Genomic DNA, 20,611 nt, shown 5'->3' with positions numbered 1-20,611 from the left:
TTATATACAGTTTAAACCTTCAGCCGCCGCTTGCCCAGCGATTTTATGTTCAGCCAGCCGTGCTGTAGGCAAAACAGCTGTCGAACTTTTCGTAGGGAATCAGCTCCACGCGCAGGCCGGCCAGTTCGATATCGCTCAGCAAGCCCCGGTGCGCTTCCTTGCGTCCCTTCGGCAACAGCACGTCGTAATCGATGATGTCCCTGGCCAGCAACGCTTGCAGCACTTCGGCCTGGCGCGCCGTCAGGTAGCGCGCATGCGTGCCCAGGGTGTTTGCCAGTTGTTCCTTGAATTCCCCGTCGCTGACGTCGTTGTACGTATCCTGGTCGGCCATGCTGTTCAATAACATGTGAAACAGGAACTCCTGCAGGTTCTTTGCCAGGTATTGGGCTTCATCCTGGTCATGCCACAGCAGCACGACGGGCATGTCGCCGTCTTGCTGGCCAGACGCGAAAAAGCAGTAGTGGTCGCCCGCGCCCGTTTGCGCGAACGGGATGAAGCGGAAGGCGGGATCGATCTGCCGGTAATCGTCGGGATCGGCCAGTTCTTCCATGGCTGCCGCTGCGGCTTTGACGCTCAGCAACTCGAAATCGTCCGCATGCAGCAGCAGGGTGGGCCGCTCGGTCAAGGTGGGATAGACCAGCTTGTACCAGTCGGGGCCGTATTCGCCCACGGCCAGCATGCCGTCGCGGTCCAGCTGCCGGTACAGCGCAGGATAAGTGAAGCCGTGTTGCTGTTCAATTTCTGCCAGTGTCATGTTTGTCCTGTTCAACGTGAGTCATGCGGCAATGATAGCCGAGGCGATGGCGCGCACGGCTGGCCCCATGGCGACAATGATGCGCATAATTAATAAACATTTTAGTTTACTTATATGGCGTGCTCACGTAGTCTGGCCAGACCATTTCCATCGAGCCCGCATGAAAAACATCATCCTGATTTCCGCCGCCTGTTTGCTGGCGCTGCTGTCGACCATCGGCGCCTCCCTGCCGTACCCGATCCTGCCGCCCCTGTTCGCGGCCGAGGCGCCGAATGCCTTCAACAATTTCCTCGGCTTGCCATCGAAACTGCTGTTCGGCCTGGCGCTGACCATCAACCCGCTGGGCTTGCTGATCGGCTCGGCCTTGCTGGGGCCGCTGTCCGACCGCTATGGCCGCCGTCCCTTGCTGATGCGCACGGCCGTGGGCGCCGCCATCGGCCACGCCTTCACGGCCTGGGCGCTGGTGATCCAGTCCTATCCCCTGTTCATCGTCGCCCGTTTCATCACCGGTTTGCTGGAAGGTAACGGCGCCGTGGCCCGCGCCATGCTGGCCGACCAGCTGACGGGACCGCTGCGCCTGCGCGCCATGTCCTGGCTGAATGGCGCGTTTTACCTGGGCTGGCTGGTGGGGCCGATCCTGGCGGGCGCCACCCTGCATTGGGGCGTGACGGTGCCGTTCTGGATCGCCGCCGCCGCCCTGATGCTCGTTGCCGTGCTGGTGGCCGCGGGCTTGCCGCGCGAAACGCCCTCGTTATTGACGACGTCGTGGTGGCAAGTGGCGCGCGACCGCCATTCGCTCAATTTGCTGCGCCATGACGAGCTGCGCACCCTGTTCATCGTGCAACTGGCGCTGACTTGCGGCGTGGCCAGCTTTTACGAGTTCTATCCGCTGTGGCTGGTCGAGACGGCCAATTACCATGCGCAAGAGATTGCCTGGGTGAATGTCGGCCTGTGCGGCACGATGACCATCACCTCGCTGCTGGCGGGCGGTCCCAGCCGCCATGCACCGCTGCTGCGCGCCAGCTGGTATGCCTGCGGCGTGGCGCTGGCCGTGGGAATCTTGGCGCTGGGCAATATCTGGGTGGGCATCGCCGCCATCGTGCTGTTCGGCATTCCGAATGCGCTGTACAACACGGTGATCCAGGGCTGGTGCGCCGAGCGCTTCAGCGCGCACGGGCAGGGCGCCGTGATGGGCTTGCTGGCTACCACCTTTTGCATCGCCAACATCGTCGTCGCCCTCAGCGGCTCCGTGCTGACCCTGATCGATACGCGCCTGATCCTCGTCGCGGGCGCCTGTTCTGCCGCCTGGGCCGCGTGGCGCATGGCCGCCTGGCGCCGCCAGCTGGCCGGCGCCGTCGATGCCGAGGCCGTGGCATGAATACGTCCGAGCAGACGCTGTTCTTGCTGAAGATGCGCGGGCCGCAGACGGCGCAGCAGCTGGCGGCCTTGCTCGATATCACCTCCATGGGCGCGCGGCGCCAGCTGGAAGCGGCGCAGGACAAGGGCCTGGTGGCTTGCGGGGACGTGGCCGACAAGGTGGGGCGCCCGTCGCGGCGCTGGCAGCTGACGCCAGCGGGTCACGCGCGCTTTCCCGACCGCCATGCCGACCTGACCCTGGAATTGATCGCGCAAGTGAAAACCCTGTTCGGCGACGAGGGGCTGGATAGACTGATCGGCGCGCGCGAGCGCAGCAGCGAAGCCGCCTACGGCAAGCTGATCGACCCTGGGCTTGATCTGGCGCAACGGGTGGACAGCCTGGCGCGGGCGCGCGACGGCGAAGGTTATATGGCCCATGCGGAACCGCAGGACGATGGCAGTGTCTTGCTGGTGGAAAACCATTGCCCGATCTGTGCGGCCGCCAAGGCGTGCCAGAATTTCTGCCGCGCCGAGCTGGCCATCTTTCAGCGGGTATTGGGGGGCGATTGCACGGTGGAACGCAGCGAATATCTGCTGGAAGGGGGGAGGCGCTGCGTGTACCGGATCATACCTATCGGGACCTGAGGAATCAGGCCCCGATAGCTGCGAACGGACTTCTTGTCAAATTACTTCTTGGCAGCCTTCGGCTTGGCGGCAGGCGTTGCCTTTTCAGCCGCGGCGGTGGCGCCGCCCGTCGCCTTTTCCGTGGCTTGCGCCACTTGCGCGCTGGCCTTGGCGATCTGCTCTTCCACTGTTTTCACGGCCTGTTTCGTGGCCTTGGTCACTTGTTCGTAGCCGAGGAAGGCGTTGTCGATGGCGGCCTTGACGATGGCGACGGCGTTTTCCGAGCCTGGCGGCACGTTTTTCGTCACGTCGTAGATCAGGGCGCTCAAATTGCTTTTCGCTTCGGCTACATGGGCTTCGGCGGCCGTCGTGAATTCCGTGTGGATTTCCTTGATGATGTCGTCGAGTTGCTGTTTATACGCTTTCGCGCCGGCCACGCCCGGTTGCAGCTGGGCAGCGGCGGCGGCCATGGCGGCCTTCGGATCCTTGGCCTGGCTGATTTCCTTGCTGGCGGCCAGGCCATCCTCGATGCCGGACTTGGCGGTGGCCATGTTCAGCGCCAAGACCTGTTCCACGCCTTGCACGGCCTTGGAGGTGAGGGTGTTGAAGGTCATCAGCTGGAATTCAAACAGGGCCTTGGTGGCCGTTGCGAATTGTTCGGGATTCGTAAACATGTGGTCTCCTCGGTTTGAATAGATACGTTCTTATCGTTCCATACTCTTTCGACGCCGCATTGCCATCGCTTGCTCTCAAGCCGGTGCCCCGTGTGGTCATGGCCCCATTATTTAACAAGCGCCGGTTTTTCGCAACGGCTATCTTTGTACGGTCCCGAGGCCAGTTCCCAGCCAAATCCCAGGGTCGATTGGGCGCACGACAGGGTGCCGTCGATCTTGCTGCGCCATTTGTACCAGGGGGCAGGTCCGGCCATTGCGCCAGCGCAAACTGCCAGCAGGGCAGTGGCGATAAGGTATTTCATGGGTGCTCCGAAAGAAATGCTTGCTGGCATTGTAGCGCGCCTGCCCGTCAGGGGGCGGGCGCTTGCGGCGCGGCGGCGGGCAGCTGCAGGGTGAAGGTGGTGCCGCTGCCGTCGCCGGTGCTGCTGGCAACATGGATATGGCCGCCCAGCACGCCCGTGACGATGTTGTGCGCCACGTGCAGGCCCAGGCCCGACCCGCCGGAACCGAGCTTGGTCGTGAAGAAGGGGTCGTAGACATGCACGAGGTCATCGGCGGCGATGCCCACGCCCGTGTCGGCGATGGACAGGGTGATCGTCTGCCCGTCGTCGCTGCCGCGCGCGGCGATGGCGATGGTGCCGCCGCTGCGGCCCTCGAAGGCGTGGCGCAGGCAGTTTTCCAGCAGGTTGCTCAGGACCTGGCCCAGCGGACCCGGATAGCTGTCCATGGCCAGGCCTTCGGGCACGTCCTGCGTCAGGCTCAGGCCGGCGGCCTTGAGCGGCGTCGACATGGGCAGCATCAGTTCGGCGATGAACTGGCGCAGCAGGAAGTGGCGGCGCTGCGAGCTGGCGCGGTCGACGGCGATCTGCTTGAAGCTCGACACCAGGTCGGCGGCGCGCTGCAGGTTGCGCAGCATGATGGCGTCCGCCTCGCTGGCCTGGGTCAGGTAGGCGCCCAGTTCGGAGCGGCGCAAGCCGTCGAGGAAGCTGGCCTGGATTTCGCGCGTGCGCTCGGCCATAGTGGTGGCCACCACCAGGCCGTTGCCGATCGGCGTATTGAGTTCGTGCGCGATGCCGGCCACCAGCGCACCCAGCGCGGCCAGCTTGTCGCGGCGCACCAGTTCTTCTTGCGTGATGGACAGGTTTTCCAGCGCGGCGGCCAATTCGAGGTTCATTTGCTCCGAGTGTTCCTTGGCCTGCGTCAAGGCGGCCGTGCGTTCGGCCACCAGCTCTTCCAGGTGGGCGCGGTGGCGCTGCAGCTCGCGTTCGTGGCGCATGCGGCCAATCGCGATGCCGGCCAGGTCGGTGGCCGTGTCGATCAGCTCCAGGTCGCGCGCATCGGGCTGGCGCACTTCGCGGTAGTACATGGCGAAGGAACCGAGCACAGTGCCATCCTGGCCGAAGATGGGGCGCGACCAGCAGGCGCGCAAGCCGAATGGCGCCGCCAGTTCGCGGTAGGGCGCCCACAGCGGATCGCGCATGATGTCGGTGACGACCACCGGTTCGCGCAGGAACATGGCCGTGCCGCAGGAACCCACGCCGGGGCCGATGGCCACGCCTTCGAGCAGGGCCATGTATTCGGCCGGCAGGCTGGGGCCGGCCGCGCTATGCATGTGGATGCCGTCGTCGTCGAGCAGCATGATGGAGCACAGTACGCCGCGCGACTGGCCTTCGATCAGCAGCAGCAAGTGGTTCAGGGTGGGGATCAGCGGCGCGCCCTTGGCGACCATTTCCAGCAGGGCGCTCTGGCCCGAGCGCATTGCTTCGGCGAGGTTGCGTTCGGTCAAGTCGATGATGCGTGCATGCACCAGCTGGCGGCCGGGCACGGACAGGCGCATCAGGCGGATTTCGCAGGCGATCGGGTGGCTGTCGCGGTGGCAGCAGCTGGCGCGGAAGACGACGATCTTGCCTTGCAAGGTATCGCGGATCTTTTCTTCCAGCAGTTGCGGCGAGGCGCGGCCATCGCTCTGGTGCCTGGGGAACAGCGGCTCCATGCCGCCTTGCAACAGCTCGGCCAGCGGCATGCCGAACAATTCTTCGGCCAGGTGGTTGGCGTCGATCAGCAGGCGGTTGTCGATATCGAACAGCAGCACGGCGTCGGGCGAACCGGCCAGGATGGAGTGGTAATTGACTTCCAGCGTTTGCGGATGCAGGGGGCGCGGCGGCGTGGCGGCGCGCGGCGCGGGCGCCTCGGCCTTGTGCAGCGCCAGTTCCATGAGGATTTTTTCCGCCACGTCGCGCGCATTGAAGGGCATCTTGATGTAGTCGGAAGCGCCGGCACCCACGCTGCGGCCTTGCTCTTCGGCGCTGGGGGTGGCCGACATCAGCAGCAGGGGCACGCCGTGGCGTCCGCCCGCATTGCGCAGACGCATGCAAGTGGCGCCGATATTCGTGCCCGCCAGGGCCGCGTCGAGCAGGATCAGGTCCGTGCCGCCGGCCGCCAGTTCCACGCCTTCGTCGATATCGCCCGCCAGCCCCGTGCCCAGGTTGTGCCGGTCCAGCACATACAGCAGTTCGCGCACATCGTTCGGCGAATTGCTGACCAACAGCACATTGGCCCGGTCAGTGATGGAAGAAATCAACTGGTTCATGGTGTCGCGCCCTTACGCGTTTCATGGGCCTAGTATTACATCAAGGCAAGTAGGAGTAAACGATAATTCTTGATGACCAAAAGCAACCTGTTCAAGCCGCATTTAGCGCTGCTGGTGCCGCTTCCAGGTCGGCGCGTGCCTGTTCGATGCGCGGGTAATTATCCTCGATCCAGTCGACCAGCACGGCCAGGCGTTCGGCCGCCTCGCGTCCCAGCGGCGTGAGGCTGTATTCCACCTTGGGCGGGATCACCAGGTAGGCCTGGCGCAGCACGAAGCCGTCGCCCGCCAGCGCTTCCAGGGTTTGCGCCAGCATTTTTTCGCTGACGCCGCCCACTTCGCGGCGCAGTTCGCTGAAGCGCCGCGTGCCGCTCAGCAGCAGTACCAGCACCAGCACGGCCCAGCGGCTGGTCAGGTGGCTGAGCACGGCGCGCGACGGGCAGGCGGCCGCCAGCAGGTGCGCGCCCTGGTTTTGGCGGGCGAGGGCGGCGCGCAGGCTGGCGCCGGGAGTGTCTGTGGACATGATAGTTGGCCTTCGAAGTTTGGTATCCAAGAGTACTTACCAAAAGGTACGTACTTACAATTGGTAAGTAATAGTCCTATTATAGGGTTTTACCACCCACGTACCAAGGAGAAATCATGATCGTCATCACCGGCGCCACAGGCAACCTGGGCCAGCACGTCATTGCCAGCCTGCTCAAATCCGTCCCTGCAGCCAACATCATCGCCGCCGTGCGCAACCCGGCCAAAGCCGCCAGCCTGGCGGCACTGGACGTGCAAGTGCGCCAGGCCGATTACAACGATGGCGCCAGCCTCGATGCGGCGTTCAAGGGTGCAACGAAAATCCTGCTGATCTCGTCGAGCGAAGTGGGCCAGCGCGCGCAGCAGCACCAGAACGTCATCGATGCGGCCAAGCGCGCCGGCGTGGCCCTGCTGGCCTATACCAGCGTCTTGCGCGCCGACACGTCTCCGCTGGGCCTGGCCGCCGAGCACGTCGTCACGGAAGCGGCCATCCGCGCATCCGGCCTGCCATACACTTTCCTGCGCAACGGCTGGTACCTGGAAAACCATACGGAACACCTGGCGCCCGTGCTCGAGCATGGCGTCGTGCTGGGCGCGGCGCAAAACGGGCGTTTTTCGTCCGCCGCGCGTCTCGACTACGCGGCAGCCGCCGCTGCCGTGCTGACGGCGGCCCAGCCGCAAGCCATCTATGAACTGGCGGGCGACCAGGGCTTTACCCTGGCGGAATATGCGGCCGAAGTGGCGCGCCAGTCGGGCAAGGCGATCGCGTACAAGGATATGCCGCAGGCGGACTTCAAGGCGGCGCTGGTGGGCGTGGGCGTGCCGGAAGGCTTTGCCGACTTGCTGGCCGATTCCGATGCGGGCGCGGCCAAGGGCGGCCTGGAAGACCATGGCAAGCAATTGAGCGCGCTGATTGGCCGTCCGACGACGAGCCTGCATGACGCCGTGAAGGCGGCGCTGGCCAAATAAGGGGAGGGTGCCGCAGGGATGCGGCATTCTAAAATCATTCTGGAATGAAAAAAGCCGCAAACTCGTGAAAGTTTGCGGCTTTTTTGCGAATTAGGTAATGGTGCCCACGAAGGGACTCGAACCCCTACACCCGAAGGCACATGGACCTGAACCATGCGCGTCTACCAATTCCGCCACGTGGGCACTGATGCTGCTACTGCTATATCTCACTACTGTACTGCGGACTACAACGAAAACGACTCGTTGCTGGTGGTGCCCACGAAGGGACTCGAACCCCTACACCCGAAGGCACATGGACCTGAACCATGCGCGTCTACCAATTCCGCCACGTGGGCATTGTGCTGCTTTTACTGCTATCGACTACTTTACTGCGGATCACAACAATGAACAACTTGTTGCTGGTGGTGCCCACGAAGGGACTCGAACCCCTACACCCGAAGGCACATGGACCTGAACCATGCGCGTCTACCAATTCCGCCACGTGGGCATTGTTACTGCTTGCTGCTTGTCGCTGCATGTTCTGCAGCGAGGACAAAATCATAAGGGCTGGCGCGCATTCGGTCAATCAACATTTTGCACTTTTCTGCAAGAAACATGTTTTTTCGCCTGAAAAGGGCTTTTCCCTATGAGAAAAGGCTGAATCTGCCTATTTTTTCAGCGTTTTTGATGACGCATGGCGTTCGCTGGAGTGCGGGGAGTGAATGTCATCGCCTGGCAGGTGCGTGGCGATTGCGGGGAGGGGGATTTTCGTTTCGGAAATGAAAAAAGCCGCAAACTCGTGAAAGTTTGCGGCTTTTTTGCGAATTAGGTAATGGTGCCCACGAAGGGACTCGAACCCCTACACCCGAAGGCACATGGACCTGAACCATGCGCGTCTACCAATTCCGCCACGTGGGCACTGATGCTGCTGTGACTTACTACATTTTACTGCTCGAGTACTTGTTGAAAAATAACTTCACAACAATTCTGCTATTATAGCGACTTGAAGAGTTTTGCGCCAGATGAGCTTTCGCTCCATACTGCACATCAACCCTGTACCGCTTTCCTGCAACTGCATCCCCGTTAAGGTTTGTCGCTGCAAGAGACCGAGATTATAGAGCAATATTTGCCGAAGTCAAATGCATTGCGCAGCTTTTCTCCTTTTTTTCATCGGCGGGGCACTTGTTCGGTTTCCGCTACGCTGTCCGTTAGGCAAACCAAGGCGTCCTCCGGTACACTACCGGACATCACCGTGTCAATATTGACGGTGATGTCATCGGTCTTTGTCTTCCGTTTGATCACTGTCAATAACAACTATAGAAATACTTTTGAGCCAAAATACCCACACCATCCCCAGCCGGGAGGACATTCTCGGCATATTCCGCAGCGTCAGCGCGCCTCTCGACCCGCAGTCTCTCGGGAAAACGCTGCAAGTGCATGCCGATTCCATGGATGTCCTGGTCCGTCGCCTGAAGGCGATGGAGCGCGACGGCCAGCTCAAGTCTGACGCCAGCGGTGTTTTCAGCCTGGCCGACCAGAGCGCGCTTGTCGCCGGTCGCGTCACCAGCCACCGCGACGGCTTCGGCTTTGTCATTCCCGACGACGCCAGCGCCGACCTGTTCCTGCCTGAGAAAGAAATGCAGAAAGTACTGCATGGCGACAAGGTCATGGCCCGCATCGTCGGCACGGACCGCCGCGGCCGTCCGGAAGGCACGATCGTCGAAGTCACCTACCGCGCCAACACCCACGTCATCGGCCGCCTGATCCAGGAAAACGGTACCTGGGTCGTGGCGCCGGAAGACCAGCGCATCGGCCAGGACATTTTGGTTACCGGTTCGGTGGGCAAGGCGAAAGCGGGCCAGATCGTCAGCGTCGAGCTGACCGAGCAACCGATGCGCTTCAAGCAGCCGGTCGGCAAGATCGTCGAAGTGCTCGGTGCGCTCGACGATCCCGGCATGGAAATCGAGATTGCCGTACGTAAATTCAACGTGCCGCACGTCTTTTCCGCCGCCGCCTTGAAGCAAGCTGAAAAGCTGCCCTTCGAAGTGCGCGCCGCCGACCTGAAAGACCGTGTCGACCTGCGCGACGTGCCTTTGGTAACCATCGATGGCGAAGACGCGCGCGATTTCGACGATGCCGTGTATTGCGAACCCGTCAAGATCGGCCGCGCCAACTGCTTCCGCCTGATCGTGGCGATTGCCGACGTCAGCCATTACGTGAAACCGAACGACGCGCTCGATATCGACGCGTTGGAGCGCAGCACGTCCGTCTACTTCCCGCGCCGCGTCATCCCGATGCTGCCGGAAAAGCTGTCGAATGGCCTGTGCTCGCTGAACCCGGCCGTCGACCGTTTGACCCTCGTCTGCGACGCCGTCGTCAGCGACAAGGGCGAGCTGAAGGCGTACCAGTTCTATCCGGCCGTCATCCATTCGGCCGCGCGCCTGACCTACGACGAAGTCGCTGCCGTGCTGGGCAACACCAAGGGACCCGAAGCGGCGCGCCGCGCGGACATCCTGCCGCACCTGCAAAACCTGGAAGCCGTCTACCGCGCCTTGCTGAAAGCACGCACGGAGCGGGGCGCCATCGATTTCGAGACGACGGAAACGTATATCGTCTGCAATAGCGCCGGCAAGATCGAAAAGATCATCCCCCGCACGCGCAACGAAGCGCACAAGATCATCGAAGAGTGCATGCTGGCGGCCAACGTTTGCGCGGCCGATTTGTTGCTGCGCAACAAGCATCCAGGCACCTACCGCATCCATGCCAGCCCGACCAAGGAAAAGCTCACGCAAGTGCGCACCTTCCTCAAGCAAGTGGGCCTGAACCTGACGGGCGGCGACACGCCATCGGCATCCGATTACCAGACCCTGATGCAGCAGATCAAGGCGCGTCCCGACGCGGCCCTGCTGCAAACGATGCTGCTGCGCTCGATGCAGCAAGCCGTCTACAGCCCGGACAATATCGGCCACTTCGGTCTGGCCTACGAGGCGTATGCCCACTTCACCAGCCCGATCCGCCGCTATCCCGACTTGCTGACGCACCGCGCCATCAAGGCCATTCTGCAAGGCAAGAAATACGAGCCGAAGCTGTCCGAAAAGACCGTGCTGAACACGAATGTGTCGAACGCCACGCGCAAGCAGCAGGCGAAGGACAAGGCCGACGGCAAGCCGAAGAAGACGGACCTGACCATCTGGGACGCGCTGGGCGTGCATTGCTCGGCCAACGAGCGCCGCGCCGACGAAGCGTCGCGCGACGTGGAAGCCTGGCTGAAGTGCTACTTCATGCAGGACAAGCTGGGCGAAGAGTTTACCGGCACCATCACGGGCGTGACGACGTTTGGCGTGTTCGTACAGCTCGATACCCTGTTTGTCGAAGGCCTGGTGCACGTCACCGAGCTGGGCACCGATTACTTCCAGTACGACGATGCGCGCCATGAATTGCGCGGCGAGCGCACGGGCAAGCGTTATCAATTGACCGACCGTCTGACGGTGCAAGTGGCGCGTGTCGACCTGGAAACGCGCAAGATCGACCTGCGTCTGGTCACCGATGCGGAACTGGCGGGCGAAGAAGCGCCAGCCAAGCCGAACGGCAGCGGCAAGCGCAAGGGCGAAAAGAAATCGATGGTCAAGCCCGGTCCAGCGACCGAGCAGCGCCATGAGATCAAAACCAGCGTCAACAACGGTGGCAAACCCGGCAATGGTTCCGGCGGCCGTGCCAACGGCGCCAAGGCGCAAGCCAAGCCTGCAGCCAAGGCAGCCCCGAAGGCGGCAGCGCCCAAGGCCGCCGCGCCGAAACGCAGCAAGAAACCAGCCGCGGCACCCGCTGCGGCGGCACCACGAGCAGCAAAAACTGTATCTGTATCAAAAACAAGCAAGAAGAAACGATAAATAATGAAGAATAAAATGATTTTCGGCTTCCACGCCGTCACCTCGCGTCTGCGTCATGAAGCGTCGTCCGTGGAAGAAATTTTTGTCGATGCCAGCCGCGTCGACGGCCGCATGAAGGACATGATCGCCGCCGCCAAGGCTGCCAACGTGCGCGTCATGCCTGTCGACTCGTCGCGTCTGGACAAGATCGTCGGCACGCGCCGCCACCAGGGCGTGATCGCGTTTGCCTCGCAACTGTCGCTGGCGCGCAATCTTGATGAGTTGCTGGACGCCATCGACGGCCCGCCGCTGCTGTTGATTCTCGACGGCATCACCGACCCGCACAACCTGGGCGCCTGCCTGCGCGTGGCCGACGGCGTTGGCGCACATGCCGTCATCGTGCCGAAGGACCGCGCCGTGGGCCTCAACGCCACGGCCGCCAAGGTCGCCAGCGGCGCCGCCGAAACCGTCCCGTACATCACCGTGACGAATCTGGCGCGCACCATGCGTGAACTCAAGGAACGCGGCATCTGGCTGATCGGTACCTCGGACGACGGCGAAAAAGGCTTGTACGAAGCCGATTTCACGGGCCCGACGGCCCTCGTCATGGGTTCCGAAGGCGAAGGCATGCGCCGTTTGACGCGCGACACCTGCGATATCCTCGTCAGCATTCCGATGTTCGGCTCCGTCGAGAGCTTGAACGTGTCGGTCGCTTCCGGCGTCTGTCTGTACGAAGCCCGCCGCCAGCGGATCGCGAAAGAAGGCTAAAAAACGTCCAGGGCGGCGTTGCATTGCCTCGCCGTACTTGCGTACTGTCTTCGGCAATGCGCCTTGCCCTGAACGTTTTGTAGCGCTTCTTTATATGCCGCCGCCCTTGAGGCGGCGGTTGTTTATCTGCCTCCCCGGCAGCACGCCGCCGAATACGCTACCATTTGCGTTCCACCTTATTCATTGTCATTATGTTCCACCACCTGCGCGAAGATATCAACAGCATCATTGAACGTGACCCCGCCGCCCGCAATGGCTGGGAGGTGCTGACCTGTTATCCGGGCTTGCACGCCATCGTCATGCACGGCTGGGCGCACTGGTGCTGGACGCGGCACCTGAAGTGGGTAGGGCGCTTCATTTCGTATATCGCGCGCATCATCACGGGCATCGAGATCCATCCGGGCGCGGTCATCGGCCGGCGCGTCTTCATCGACCATGGTTTCGGCGTGGTGATCGGCGAGACGGCCGTCGTCGGCGACGACTGCACCATCTACCAGGGAGTGACTTTGGGCGGCACCTCGCTGCACAGCGGCAGCAAACGCCATCCGACCCTGGAACGGGGCGTCATCGTCGGCGCCGGCGCGCAAGTGCTGGGCAGCTTCACGGTGGGCGAGTACGCCAAGGTGGGTTCGAACGCCGTGCTGCTGAAACCCGTGCCGTCCGGCGCCACGGCCGTCGGCAACCCCGCGCACATCGTGCAAAAGGATGTCAGCGCCCTGCGCGAGGGCAGCACGGCCCATTTGTTCGCCGCGTATGGCGTCACGCCCAACGGCGACGATCCGCTGTCGAAAGCCCTGCAAGGCTTGATCACGCATGCCGTGGCACAGGAACAGCGCATCGAAACCATCCTCGCTACCCTGAAGGCGGCGGGCATCTGCTGCCAGGGCGTGCCCGAGTGTGATAAATTCGATTCCGAGCAAATGAACAAGCTGGTTGATTAAGGATACAGGCATGACTACAGACGCAAACGCAGCAGAAAAGAGTAGCGACAATCCCAATCTGCTCGACCCCTTCGAGATCCGCGTGCTGGCCGTGCTGGCTGAAAAGGAAGCACTGACGCCGGACAGCTATCCGCTGTCGCTCAATGCGCTGACCAACGGCTGCAACCAGCTGTCGAGCCGCGACCCCGTCATGGCGCTTTCCGAGGAAACCGTGTACGACGTGCTGCAGCGTTTGATGCAGCGCAAGTTCGTCAACGGCATCACGCAGGCCGGCGCGCGGGTCGCCAAATACGAACACCGCATGCGCATCAAGTGGTCGCTGGAACAGGACAAGCTGGCCATCCTGACGATCTTGATGCTGCGCGGCTTGCAGACGGCGGGCGAGATCCGCAGCCGCAGCGGCCGCGTGCATGAATTCAAGTCGGTGGCGGAAGTGGAATCCGGCCTGCAGTTCCTGATCGACAAATATCCGCCGCTGGTGGCCAAGCTGGCCGTCGCCCCCGGCGCCAAGGAACCGCGCTACGGCCATCTGCTGGGCGGCGAAGAGGCGCTGGCGCAGAGCGAGACGGCGGCAGGTTTTGCGGGAGCCGTCAGCGCGCCGCAGCAGGGCAGCAGGGTAGCCCTGCTGGAACAGGAAGTGCTGCAATTGCGCAGCGACTTCGATGGCCTGGCGGCGCAGTTCGAGGCGTTCCGCAAGCAATTCGAATAATTTTCCGGGCACGCGCCTATTGGGCTTGCGGGTCGAAATAGGCGGTCCAGGTCAGGCTGGACGCGGCAAGGCCCTGCGCCTTGCCAAATTGCGCCATGGCCTTGCGCGGTTTTGCCAGTCCCGCCAGGGCCACCCCCAGGTTGTAATGGGTATGGCTGTCTGTCGAGCCCAGCTTGAGCGCCGTTTCCAGTACGTTGACGGCGTCCCTGTACTTGCCCTGGTCGCACAGCACGGCGCCCAAGCAAGTGATCAGGGCCGTGTCTTGCCGGGCCGCTTGCAAGGCGCTGCGCAACACGGCTTCAGCTGCCGCCATGTGCGCCTCCCATTGCCCGGCATCGGTTTCGGCCAGCCGTATATGCGCCTTGCTTGCGGCGATGGCGTCCATTGCCGCCTTAGCCAGGCCAGGCGGCGGAATTGCTTCCGGTTTCATAGTCGACGCTGGTGGTAAAATCCCAGTCATCGGTGTCACGCCCTGTCTTCTCGGACCAAGCCTCGGGAGCGACGCTCAACAGTTCTTCCAGCCACGCGTCCGTTTGATCTGGCATCAGCGTGGGGTCTGCCAGCACGCTGTCATACATGGCCTTGCCCGAGCCGACGACGAAACAGCGCGCATACAGGAAACCGTCATCCGACTTTCCTGAGTTACCGGCATGGTCCGCAAACACCTTGCCATCGAGCTGGTACAGTGCCTGCGCCAGGCACTCTTCGAAGCCCTTGATGTCCTTGACCGGCAACTCGGCGAGCGCTTCGGTCAATGGTTCCACCGCGGCATCGGCGTCGCCGTCTTCCAGGGCTTCACGGTCGATCTGCTCTATCAGCTGCCAAAATTTTTCTTCGTTCATTGTTCATTCCAGGTAAATAGTCTATCGATACTGAAAGAGGCCAGGCATGCAATGACGGTGGGGCCAGTCGTCCCGTCCGTGCATCTTGGGCTTGTTTAGAATATCATCTTGCCCGAATGCCAAGCGCACAGTTTCCCCAAGTAACTTTTTGCATGCAACACCGCAAACAATTCGAATAAGCGTCCTTACCACATGACTTTTTCCTTCCTGTGTCGCTCCTGCGGCGAGACCCACACGGGCATGCCCAGCTTTGGCGCCGATGCGCCGTGGCTGTACGAGCAGATGGCGCCCGCCGAACGCGAAGCACGCTGCCAGCTCGACAGCGACGCCTGCATCGTCGACGAAGCGCACTGCTTCGTGCGCGCCACCATCGACATCCCCGTGCATGGCTTTGACGAGCCGTTCAGCTGGGGCGTGTGGGTATCGCTGAGCGGCGACAGCTTCGACGCCTGGGACGCCTGCTTCAACGATGCCAAACGGGCGCACATCGGCCCTTTCTTCGGCTGGCTCAGCACGCAGCTTCCCGTGTATCCGGACACCCTGAACCTGAAAACCCGCGTGCACCTGCGCGACGATGGCATACGTCCGGCCATCGAGCTGGAACCGACGGATCACCCGCTGGCCGTGGAACAGCGCGACGGCATCACGGCAGAGCGGGTGGCCGAGCTGTATGCGCGACTGATGCATGGCGCGTGACAGGTCCGGCGTTGCAGCCGCTCCCTGTCGGACCGCTCATGTTTCCGGTATCATTCGGCATGAATACTATTTCCTTCCAACCGTTTGTTATTGGTGTCGCTGGCGGAAGCGGCAGTGGCAAGTCCACCGTATCCCAGCAAGTGCTGGCGTCGTTCGGCGCCGACATGGTCTCGGTCGTGATGCAGGACGACTACTACTGCGACCAGACCCACCTCTCCCCTGAAGTGCGCCGGCAGCAGAATTACGACCATCCGCAGGCGTTCGAGTGGCCATTGCTGGTGCAGCACATCCAGGCCTTGCGCAATGGCGAATCGATCGAGATGCCCGAGTACGACTTCACGCTGCACAACCGCTCCGACAGGACCATCCTGGTCAAGCCGGCGCCGGTGATCGTCATCGAGGGCCTGTTTGCCCTGTATGACGAAGACTTGCGCAACATGATGTCGCTGAAGATCTTCGTCGACACGGCCTCCGACGTGCGCTTCATCCGCCGCATGCAACGCGATATCACGGAACGTGGCCGTTCGGTGGAAAGCGTCATCGAGCAATACCTGGAAACCGTGCGCCCGATGCACAAGCAATTCATCGAACCGACCAAGCGCAATGCCGACGTCATTTTGCCGCACGGCGCCAATGGCCCCGCGGTCGACATGATCACGGCCAAGGTGGCCAGCGTCATCGGTCGATTGAAACCGGCCGTTTGAAGCCTGCCGGTGACGCAGCCCGCTGCGTCACCGCTCTCCCATCGACTCCGAGAACGTCTTGGTGATCGGTTTCGTCAGGTAGCGCAAGACCGTCTTGCGGCCCGTGTTGATTTCCACGGTGGCCGTCATGCCGGGCTGGATCAGGATCGGCTCGCCATTCTTGCCCATCAGGTTGCGCCCGCTGGTCTTGATCTGCACGCGGTAGTACGGCTGCTCGTTGCCCTTGTTGTCTTCGCTTAAAGTGTCCGCGCTGATGTAGCTGACGGTGCCGCGCAGGCGGCCGTAGATGCCGTAGTCATAGGCGTCCAGTTTCACGGCCGTGGGCAGGCCGGGCTTGATGAAGGCGATGTCGGCCGGTTTGACTTTCGCTTCGATGATCAGGTCATCGTCCGTGGGCACGATCTGCAGGATTTCCTCGCCCGGCTTGGCTATGCCGCCCAGGGTAGTGAGGCGCACGTTGCGCACGATGCCGTCGGTGGGCGCGTAAATGTCCGTCGAACCCAGCTGCTCCTTGCGCTGGGTCACCGTTTGCAGCACGCCGGCCAGGTCTTCCTGGGCTTTCACCAGGTCCGTCTGGCTGTCTTGCAGGTATTTGTTGCGGCGGTTGGTGATCTGCGCCTGGATGTCGACCACTTGCCGCCGCAGTTTCAGCACTTCTGCGCGGCTGACGTCTCCCGTTTCCAGCAGCGGCAGATTCATTTCCAGCTCTTCCTTGATCAGTTTCATGGCGCTTTCCAGCGAGCCCACTTCCGCCTGCACGGCGCCCTGGCGCTTGCTGAACAGGGCCAGCTGGTTGGCGCGAAATTCCGGAAACGCCTGCAGTTCGGGCGGGAACTTCGGCGCGCCGCCAAACACTTCCGCCTGCAGGCGCGCCACGGCCGCCTTCAGCCCCGCCGCCTTGGCCGTGCTTTCCAGGTAGCTCGTCTCGGCCCGCGTGCGGTCGAAACGGGCCAGCAATTCGCCCTTTTTCACGACGCTGCCTTCATGCACGCGCAACTCGGCCAGCACGCCGCCATCGGCCACCTGGATGATCTGGTTGCGCGAGCTGGCGATCACCTGGCCGTTGGCGCGCGTGACCTGATCCAGCTCCGCCCACGAAGCCCAGGCGATGACGCCCGCCAGCGCCGCCGTGCAGCTCCAGATCAGCACCCGGCCCCGTTTCGCTTCTTCCCTCGTTTCGACCCTGGCCAGTTTCATGCGACGGCTCCTTGCGCTGCCGCTGCCTGGACCACCGGCGCGGGCGCGGAAGCGGGAACGGCTTGCGGTTTGCCCGACAGCTTGGCCAGCACGGCATCGCGCGGGCCGTCCAGCAGCACCCGTCCCGCCTGCAGCACCACCAGGCGGTCGAGCAGGGGCAGGAGGGCGTTCTTGTGCGTGGTGGCGACCATGGTCACGCCTTCGGCCGCCAGTTCGCCCAATAGCCCGACGATGCGCGCTTCCGTCTTCGCATCCATGGCGCCCGTCGGCTCGTCGAGCAGCCAGATGCGCGGCTTGGCCAGCAGCAGGCGCGTGACGGCGATCAACTGGCGCTGGCCGCCCGACACGCCCCGTCCGCCTTCGGTGATGCCCAGCGCCAGTCCCCGTGGCTGGCCCAGTATCAGCTCGATCAGGCCCGTGCGTCTGGCGGCGGCCAGGATCGCTTCCTCGCCCGGGTCGGCCAGTCCCAATAACAGGTTGTCGCGCAGGGTGCCGCTGAACAGCCGCGTTTCCTGCGGCAGGTAGCCGACCATTTCGCGCACCACGGCCGGCGCCAGCAGGGCCATGTCGACGTCGCCCAGGTAGGCTTTCCCCTCGGCCGGCAGGTACAGGCCCGAGGCCAGTTTCAGCAGGGTGCTCTTGCCCGAGCCGATGGCGCCCACCAGGCCGACGCGCTCGCCGGGGCGGATGGCGAGGTTTTCCACTTCCAGCGCCACCTTTTGCGCGCCGCCATACGTAAAGCGGATGCGTTCGAAGCGCAAGCCCGTGTCGAGGCTGCGCGGCGTCAGCGCGAACTGCGCATTGTCGGCTTCGTTGGGCAGGCTGATGACCTGTTCCAGGCCGTCGATCGAAGCGCGCGCATGCGCCCATTGCACCATCACGGCGGGCAGCTGCACGATGGGCATCAGGGCGCGGTTGCTGATGATGGTGCAGGCCATCAGAGCGCCCATGGTCATCTGGTTTTCGGCCACGAACCAGGCGCCCATGGAGATCAGCGCCACATTGGTCAGCTGCTGGAAGGCGGCCGTGATGTTCTGCGACAGGGCCGCATAGTCGCGGATATTCTGCTCCGCGTGGCTGCTCTCGGCCACCAGTTCGGCCCAGCGCGCCTGCATCATCCATTCGGCGCTGCTGCCCTTGAGCGTTTCGACGCCGTCGACGGCTTCCACCAGCAAGCCGGCCTTGCGGTTGCTGGCGTTGAGGTTCTTGCGCGTATGGCTTTCGATGGCGCGCTGGAACATCAGCCCGCACGCGAGGGCCAGCGGCAGGGCCACCAGCGGCACCACCACCAGCCAGCCGCCGATGATGGTGATCATGGCGAGAAAAATCACGGCGAAGGGCACGTCCGTCAGCACGAACAGCGATGTCGACGTGAGCACGCCGCGCACCATCTCAAAGCCTTTCACCTGCGCCGCCAGGGTGCCGACGGAAGCGGGGCGCGCCTCCATGCGGATGCCCAGCATGCGCTGGAAAAACCACTCGGACAGTTCATGGTCGACGTCATTGCACGAGTGGTCGACGATGCGGCTGCGCACCTGCTTGAGGATGAATTCCAGGCCGATCGACAGGGCCACGCCCACCACCAGTACCCACAGGGTGCTGAAGCTCTGGTTCGGGATCACGCGGTCGTACACCTGCATGGAAAACAGCGAGGTGGCCATGGTCAGCAGGGTCACCAGCGCCGTGGCCAGCACGGCGTCGACAAACACGCTTTTCTTCAGCCACAGGGCGTTGCGCACCAGGGCCAGGGCGCCGGGCCGGGCGCCGCTTTTTTCGCTGCGGCGCGGCAGCCCCACGCAAGCCAGGCCGGCCAGCGAGGCCAGTTGCAGGGCGCGCCCGTCGATGCCTTCGCCACGCCAGGCGCCGTCGGCACCGCGCGACTGCAGCAAGCCCCAGCCCGTGCTGGCGCTGTAGACGGCGAACGGCAGCTCGCCCGGCGTCGGCTCGTGCAGCGGGCGCGCCGCACCTTCCAGCCCGGCCGCCTGCCAGATGGCGGTCAACACCGTGCCGGGGGCGCCGTTGTCGTCGACGTCATCGAGCTGGCGCTGCAGGTCGGCCAGGCGGGCGGCGGGCACGTGCTGTCCCGTCAGGCGGGCGGCCCGCTCGATGAGTGTCAGCAAGCCATGTTTGATGGAGGTATCCACGCTGTCTCCTGTTCGTGTTCTGTGGCGGTCAATCGGCGCGCACCGACGCGGCCGGCGCCGTGCGCCCGGCCAGGGTGCCCGTTTGCGCGGCCAGGCGCAGGCTGGCGGCGATCGCCTGCGCGCGCGTGTCTTCCAGCGAAAACTGTGCCTGGGTCGCTTCGCGTACGGCGTTGAGCACGTCGTTCCAGCTCTTGCGGCCGATCACGTACTGGCGCGCATACGATTCGAATACCTGCGTCGAGGTGGTGCTGGCCTCGCCCGCGTTGCCCAGGCGCTGGCGGCTCGCCTCGGCCTCGTTCCAGTCCAGCGTGAAACGCTCGCGCACCTCGCGTTCGGCCACGTCGTGCGCGGCGCGCGCGCCTTCGCGGCGGGCCACGGCGGCATCCACGCCCGCCTTGGCCGACAGGCCGGCGCCCGGCTGCGCCTGCAGCACCAGCATGGCGCGCGTGCGGTTGTCGGCATTGATGCCGCCCGTCGGCTTTTCCATGCGCAGCACGACTTTCGGCATGTAGGCCGAGCGCTGCATGGTGATTTCGGAATCGGCGGCCTGCGCCTCGAAATCGAGGCGGTGCAGGGTGGGGGAATAGTCGATGGCCTGGCGCATGACCCGTTCCAGGCTGGCGTCGGGCAGCGGTTCGCCCACGCCGATGCCGGTGGTGCTGACGAGGCGCACGGGCTTGCCCGCCAGCTGCGACAGCTGCGCCAGCGCGTTGTCCAGCGCCTGGCGCGCATTCGACACGTCGTTGGCCGCCTGGTAGGCGCGCGACTCGGCCAGACGCTGGTCCGTCTGCGAGCTGACCGACTGCACCACGCGGCGCTTGATCATGTCCAGCAGGCGCTGGTGCTCGGCCAGGCCCGCCTCGGCCGAACGCACGCGCGCCGTCTGGCGCAACGCCTCGGTGTAGGCGGCGATCACGCGCAGGGACAGGGTCAGGCGTTCTTCCTCGATGGCGGCACCGGCCGCGTCGACCCGGCTGCTGGCGGCATCGATGCCGGCGTCGATGCGCCCGCCGCTCCACAGCGGTTGCTCGATGCGCACCACGCCGCCCGTTTCCTGCGAACCGGTGGGGACTTCCGCCGACAGGCTGGGAAAGCGCTGCCATTGCGCGCCATCGAGGTCGGCCCGCGCGGCCGCCTGCGCCGAGCGCCTGCCCTGCACGGCGGGATGGCTTTGCAGCGCCTGCTGCAAGACCTGGTCGAAGCTCCAGGCGGTGGCGCCCTGGGCATGGGCGAAAGATGCCATGGATGCCATGGCCGCGGCCATCAGCAGGGCCGCGAT

General features: G+C 63.6%; 19 protein-coding genes and 4 tRNA genes. 9 read left to right on the top strand and 14 right to left on the bottom strand.

Features of this window, described 5'->3' with window-relative positions; translation table 11 throughout:
- Window positions 1-49 precede the first annotated feature (49 nt).
- Window positions 50-754, bottom strand: a complete 705-nt coding sequence (locus OX460_RS14720) for an SMI1/KNR4 family protein (RefSeq protein ID WP_289899104.1) — start codon at window positions 752-754, stop codon at window positions 50-52.
- Between the two features lie 160 nt (window positions 755-914).
- Between OX460_RS14720 and OX460_RS14715 the strand changes: the two genes are divergently transcribed.
- Window positions 915-2,132 carry an MFS transporter gene (locus OX460_RS14715; RefSeq protein WP_289899103.1) on the top strand — a complete coding sequence of 406 codons (1,218 nt, stop codon included), beginning with the start codon at window positions 915-917 and terminating at the stop codon, window positions 2,130-2,132.
- A complete protein-coding gene (locus tag OX460_RS14710) occupies window positions 2,129-2,755 on the top strand; it encodes a metalloregulator ArsR/SmtB family transcription factor (RefSeq protein WP_289899102.1) in 627 nt (208 codons plus the stop codon). Before OX460_RS14715 ends, OX460_RS14710 begins: the two co-directional genes overlap by 4 nt.
- Window positions 2,756-2,796: 41 nt before the next feature.
- Here the strand turns inward: OX460_RS14710 and phaP are convergent, their stop codons facing one another.
- The 4 genes from phaP to OX460_RS14690 all read right to left on the bottom strand — a co-directional run bounded on the left by phaP (window position 2,797) and on the right by OX460_RS14690 (window position 6,518).
- Complete coding sequence (phaP, locus tag OX460_RS14705) at window positions 2,797-3,408, bottom strand: TIGR01841 family phasin (protein WP_289899101.1); 612 nt, start codon at window positions 3,406-3,408, stop codon at window positions 2,797-2,799.
- Window positions 3,409-3,515: 107 nt separating this feature from the next.
- Window positions 3,516-3,710, bottom strand: a complete 195-nt coding sequence (locus tag OX460_RS14700) for a hypothetical protein (protein ID WP_099664698.1) — start codon at window positions 3,708-3,710, stop codon at window positions 3,516-3,518.
- A gap of 47 nt (window positions 3,711-3,757) precedes the next feature.
- Complete coding sequence (locus OX460_RS14695) at window positions 3,758-5,998, bottom strand: ATP-binding protein (protein ID WP_289899100.1); 2,241 nt, start codon at window positions 5,996-5,998, stop codon at window positions 3,758-3,760.
- 91 nt (window positions 5,999-6,089) lie between these two features.
- Window positions 6,090-6,518 (bottom strand): helix-turn-helix domain-containing protein, encoded by a 429-nt coding sequence (locus tag OX460_RS14690; protein WP_099664696.1) that lies wholly within the window; start codon window positions 6,516-6,518, stop codon window positions 6,090-6,092.
- Window positions 6,519-6,634: 116 nt separating this feature from the next.
- Between OX460_RS14690 and OX460_RS14685 the strand changes: the two genes are divergently transcribed.
- Window positions 6,635-7,486, top strand: coding sequence for an SDR family oxidoreductase (locus OX460_RS14685; protein ID WP_289899099.1), 852 nt, complete (start codon window positions 6,635-6,637; stop codon window positions 7,484-7,486).
- A gap of 98 nt (window positions 7,487-7,584) precedes the next feature.
- Here OX460_RS14685 and OX460_RS14680 read toward each other — a convergent pair.
- The 4 genes from OX460_RS14680 to OX460_RS14665 form a co-directional block, all read right to left on the bottom strand.
- Window positions 7,585-7,669 (bottom strand) — tRNA-Leu (locus OX460_RS14680).
- 67 nt (window positions 7,670-7,736) lie between these two features.
- Window positions 7,737-7,821: transfer RNA gene (locus tag OX460_RS14675), tRNA-Leu, on the bottom strand.
- 67 nt (window positions 7,822-7,888) lie between these two features.
- A tRNA-Leu gene (locus OX460_RS14670) sits at window positions 7,889-7,973 on the bottom strand.
- Between the two features lie 325 nt (window positions 7,974-8,298).
- Window positions 8,299-8,383 (bottom strand) — tRNA-Leu (locus OX460_RS14665).
- Between the two features lie 410 nt (window positions 8,384-8,793).
- Between OX460_RS14665 and rnr the strand changes: the two genes are divergently transcribed.
- The 4 genes from rnr to OX460_RS14645 all read left to right on the top strand — a co-directional run bounded on the left by rnr (window position 8,794) and on the right by OX460_RS14645 (window position 13,749).
- The gene (gene rnr, locus OX460_RS14660; RefSeq protein ID WP_099664694.1) at window positions 8,794-11,352 is read left to right on the top strand and encodes a ribonuclease R; all 2,559 of its coding nucleotides are present in this window, start codon (window positions 8,794-8,796) and stop codon (window positions 11,350-11,352) included.
- Window positions 11,353-11,355: 3 nt separating this feature from the next.
- Window positions 11,356-12,099, top strand: coding sequence for a 23S rRNA (guanosine(2251)-2'-O)-methyltransferase RlmB (gene rlmB, locus OX460_RS14655; protein WP_034784003.1), 744 nt, complete (start codon window positions 11,356-11,358; stop codon window positions 12,097-12,099).
- Between the two features lie 191 nt (window positions 12,100-12,290).
- Window positions 12,291-13,040, top strand: coding sequence for a serine O-acetyltransferase (cysE, locus tag OX460_RS14650; protein WP_099387234.1), 750 nt, complete (start codon window positions 12,291-12,293; stop codon window positions 13,038-13,040).
- Window positions 13,041-13,050: 10 nt separating this feature from the next.
- Window positions 13,051-13,749, top strand: a complete 699-nt coding sequence (locus tag OX460_RS14645; RefSeq protein ID WP_289899098.1) for a YceH family protein — start codon at window positions 13,051-13,053, stop codon at window positions 13,747-13,749.
- 16 nt (window positions 13,750-13,765) lie between these two features.
- Here OX460_RS14645 and OX460_RS14640 read toward each other — a convergent pair whose 3' ends face one another.
- Window positions 13,766-14,134, bottom strand: coding sequence for a tetratricopeptide repeat protein (locus OX460_RS14640; RefSeq protein ID WP_289899097.1), 369 nt, complete (start codon window positions 14,132-14,134; stop codon window positions 13,766-13,768).
- 7 nt (window positions 14,135-14,141) lie between these two features.
- Window positions 14,142-14,591 (bottom strand): DUF4240 domain-containing protein, encoded by a 450-nt coding sequence (locus OX460_RS14635; protein ID WP_289899096.1) that lies wholly within the window; start codon window positions 14,589-14,591, stop codon window positions 14,142-14,144.
- Window positions 14,592-14,783: 192 nt separating this feature from the next.
- Between OX460_RS14635 and OX460_RS14630 the strand changes: the two genes are divergently transcribed.
- Together OX460_RS14630 and udk are read left to right on the top strand one after the other, a co-directional pair.
- Window positions 14,784-15,287 (top strand): DUF2199 domain-containing protein, encoded by a 504-nt coding sequence (locus OX460_RS14630; RefSeq protein WP_289899095.1) that lies wholly within the window; start codon window positions 14,784-14,786, stop codon window positions 15,285-15,287.
- A 59-nt stretch (window positions 15,288-15,346) separates the two neighbouring features.
- Window positions 15,347-15,991: a uridine kinase gene (gene udk / locus OX460_RS14625; RefSeq protein WP_099668153.1), complete on the top strand. Its 645-nt coding sequence runs from the start codon at window positions 15,347-15,349 to the stop codon at window positions 15,989-15,991.
- 27 nt (window positions 15,992-16,018) lie between these two features.
- On the opposite strand, the gene OX460_RS14620 is transcribed toward udk, so the two are convergent.
- From OX460_RS14620 to OX460_RS14610, 3 genes are read right to left on the bottom strand one after another with little or no spacing between them, the layout of a single operon-like run.
- Window positions 16,019-17,188 carry an HlyD family type I secretion periplasmic adaptor subunit gene (locus OX460_RS14620; protein WP_289899094.1) on the bottom strand — a complete coding sequence of 390 codons (1,170 nt, stop codon included), beginning with the start codon at window positions 17,186-17,188 and terminating at the stop codon, window positions 16,019-16,021.
- Window positions 17,185-19,332 (bottom strand): ATP-binding cassette domain-containing protein, encoded by a 2,148-nt coding sequence (locus OX460_RS14615; protein WP_289899093.1) that lies wholly within the window; start codon window positions 19,330-19,332, stop codon window positions 17,185-17,187. Before OX460_RS14615 ends, OX460_RS14620 begins: the two co-directional genes overlap by 4 nt.
- A gap of 28 nt (window positions 19,333-19,360) precedes the next feature.
- Entirely contained in the window at window positions 19,361-20,575 is a 1,215-nt protein-coding gene (locus OX460_RS14610; protein WP_289899092.1) for a TolC family protein, read from the bottom strand.
- Window positions 20,576-20,611: the final 36 nt, after the last annotated feature.

Origin of the sequence: Janthinobacterium sp. SUN033 (assembly GCF_030397595.1) — a bacterium.
GTDB classification, from domain to species: domain Bacteria; phylum Pseudomonadota; class Gammaproteobacteria; order Burkholderiales; family Burkholderiaceae_D; genus Janthinobacterium; species Janthinobacterium kumbetense.
Note: the sequence above shows the minus strand (reverse complement) of the source record. Positions and strands in the feature narration are given on the sequence as shown.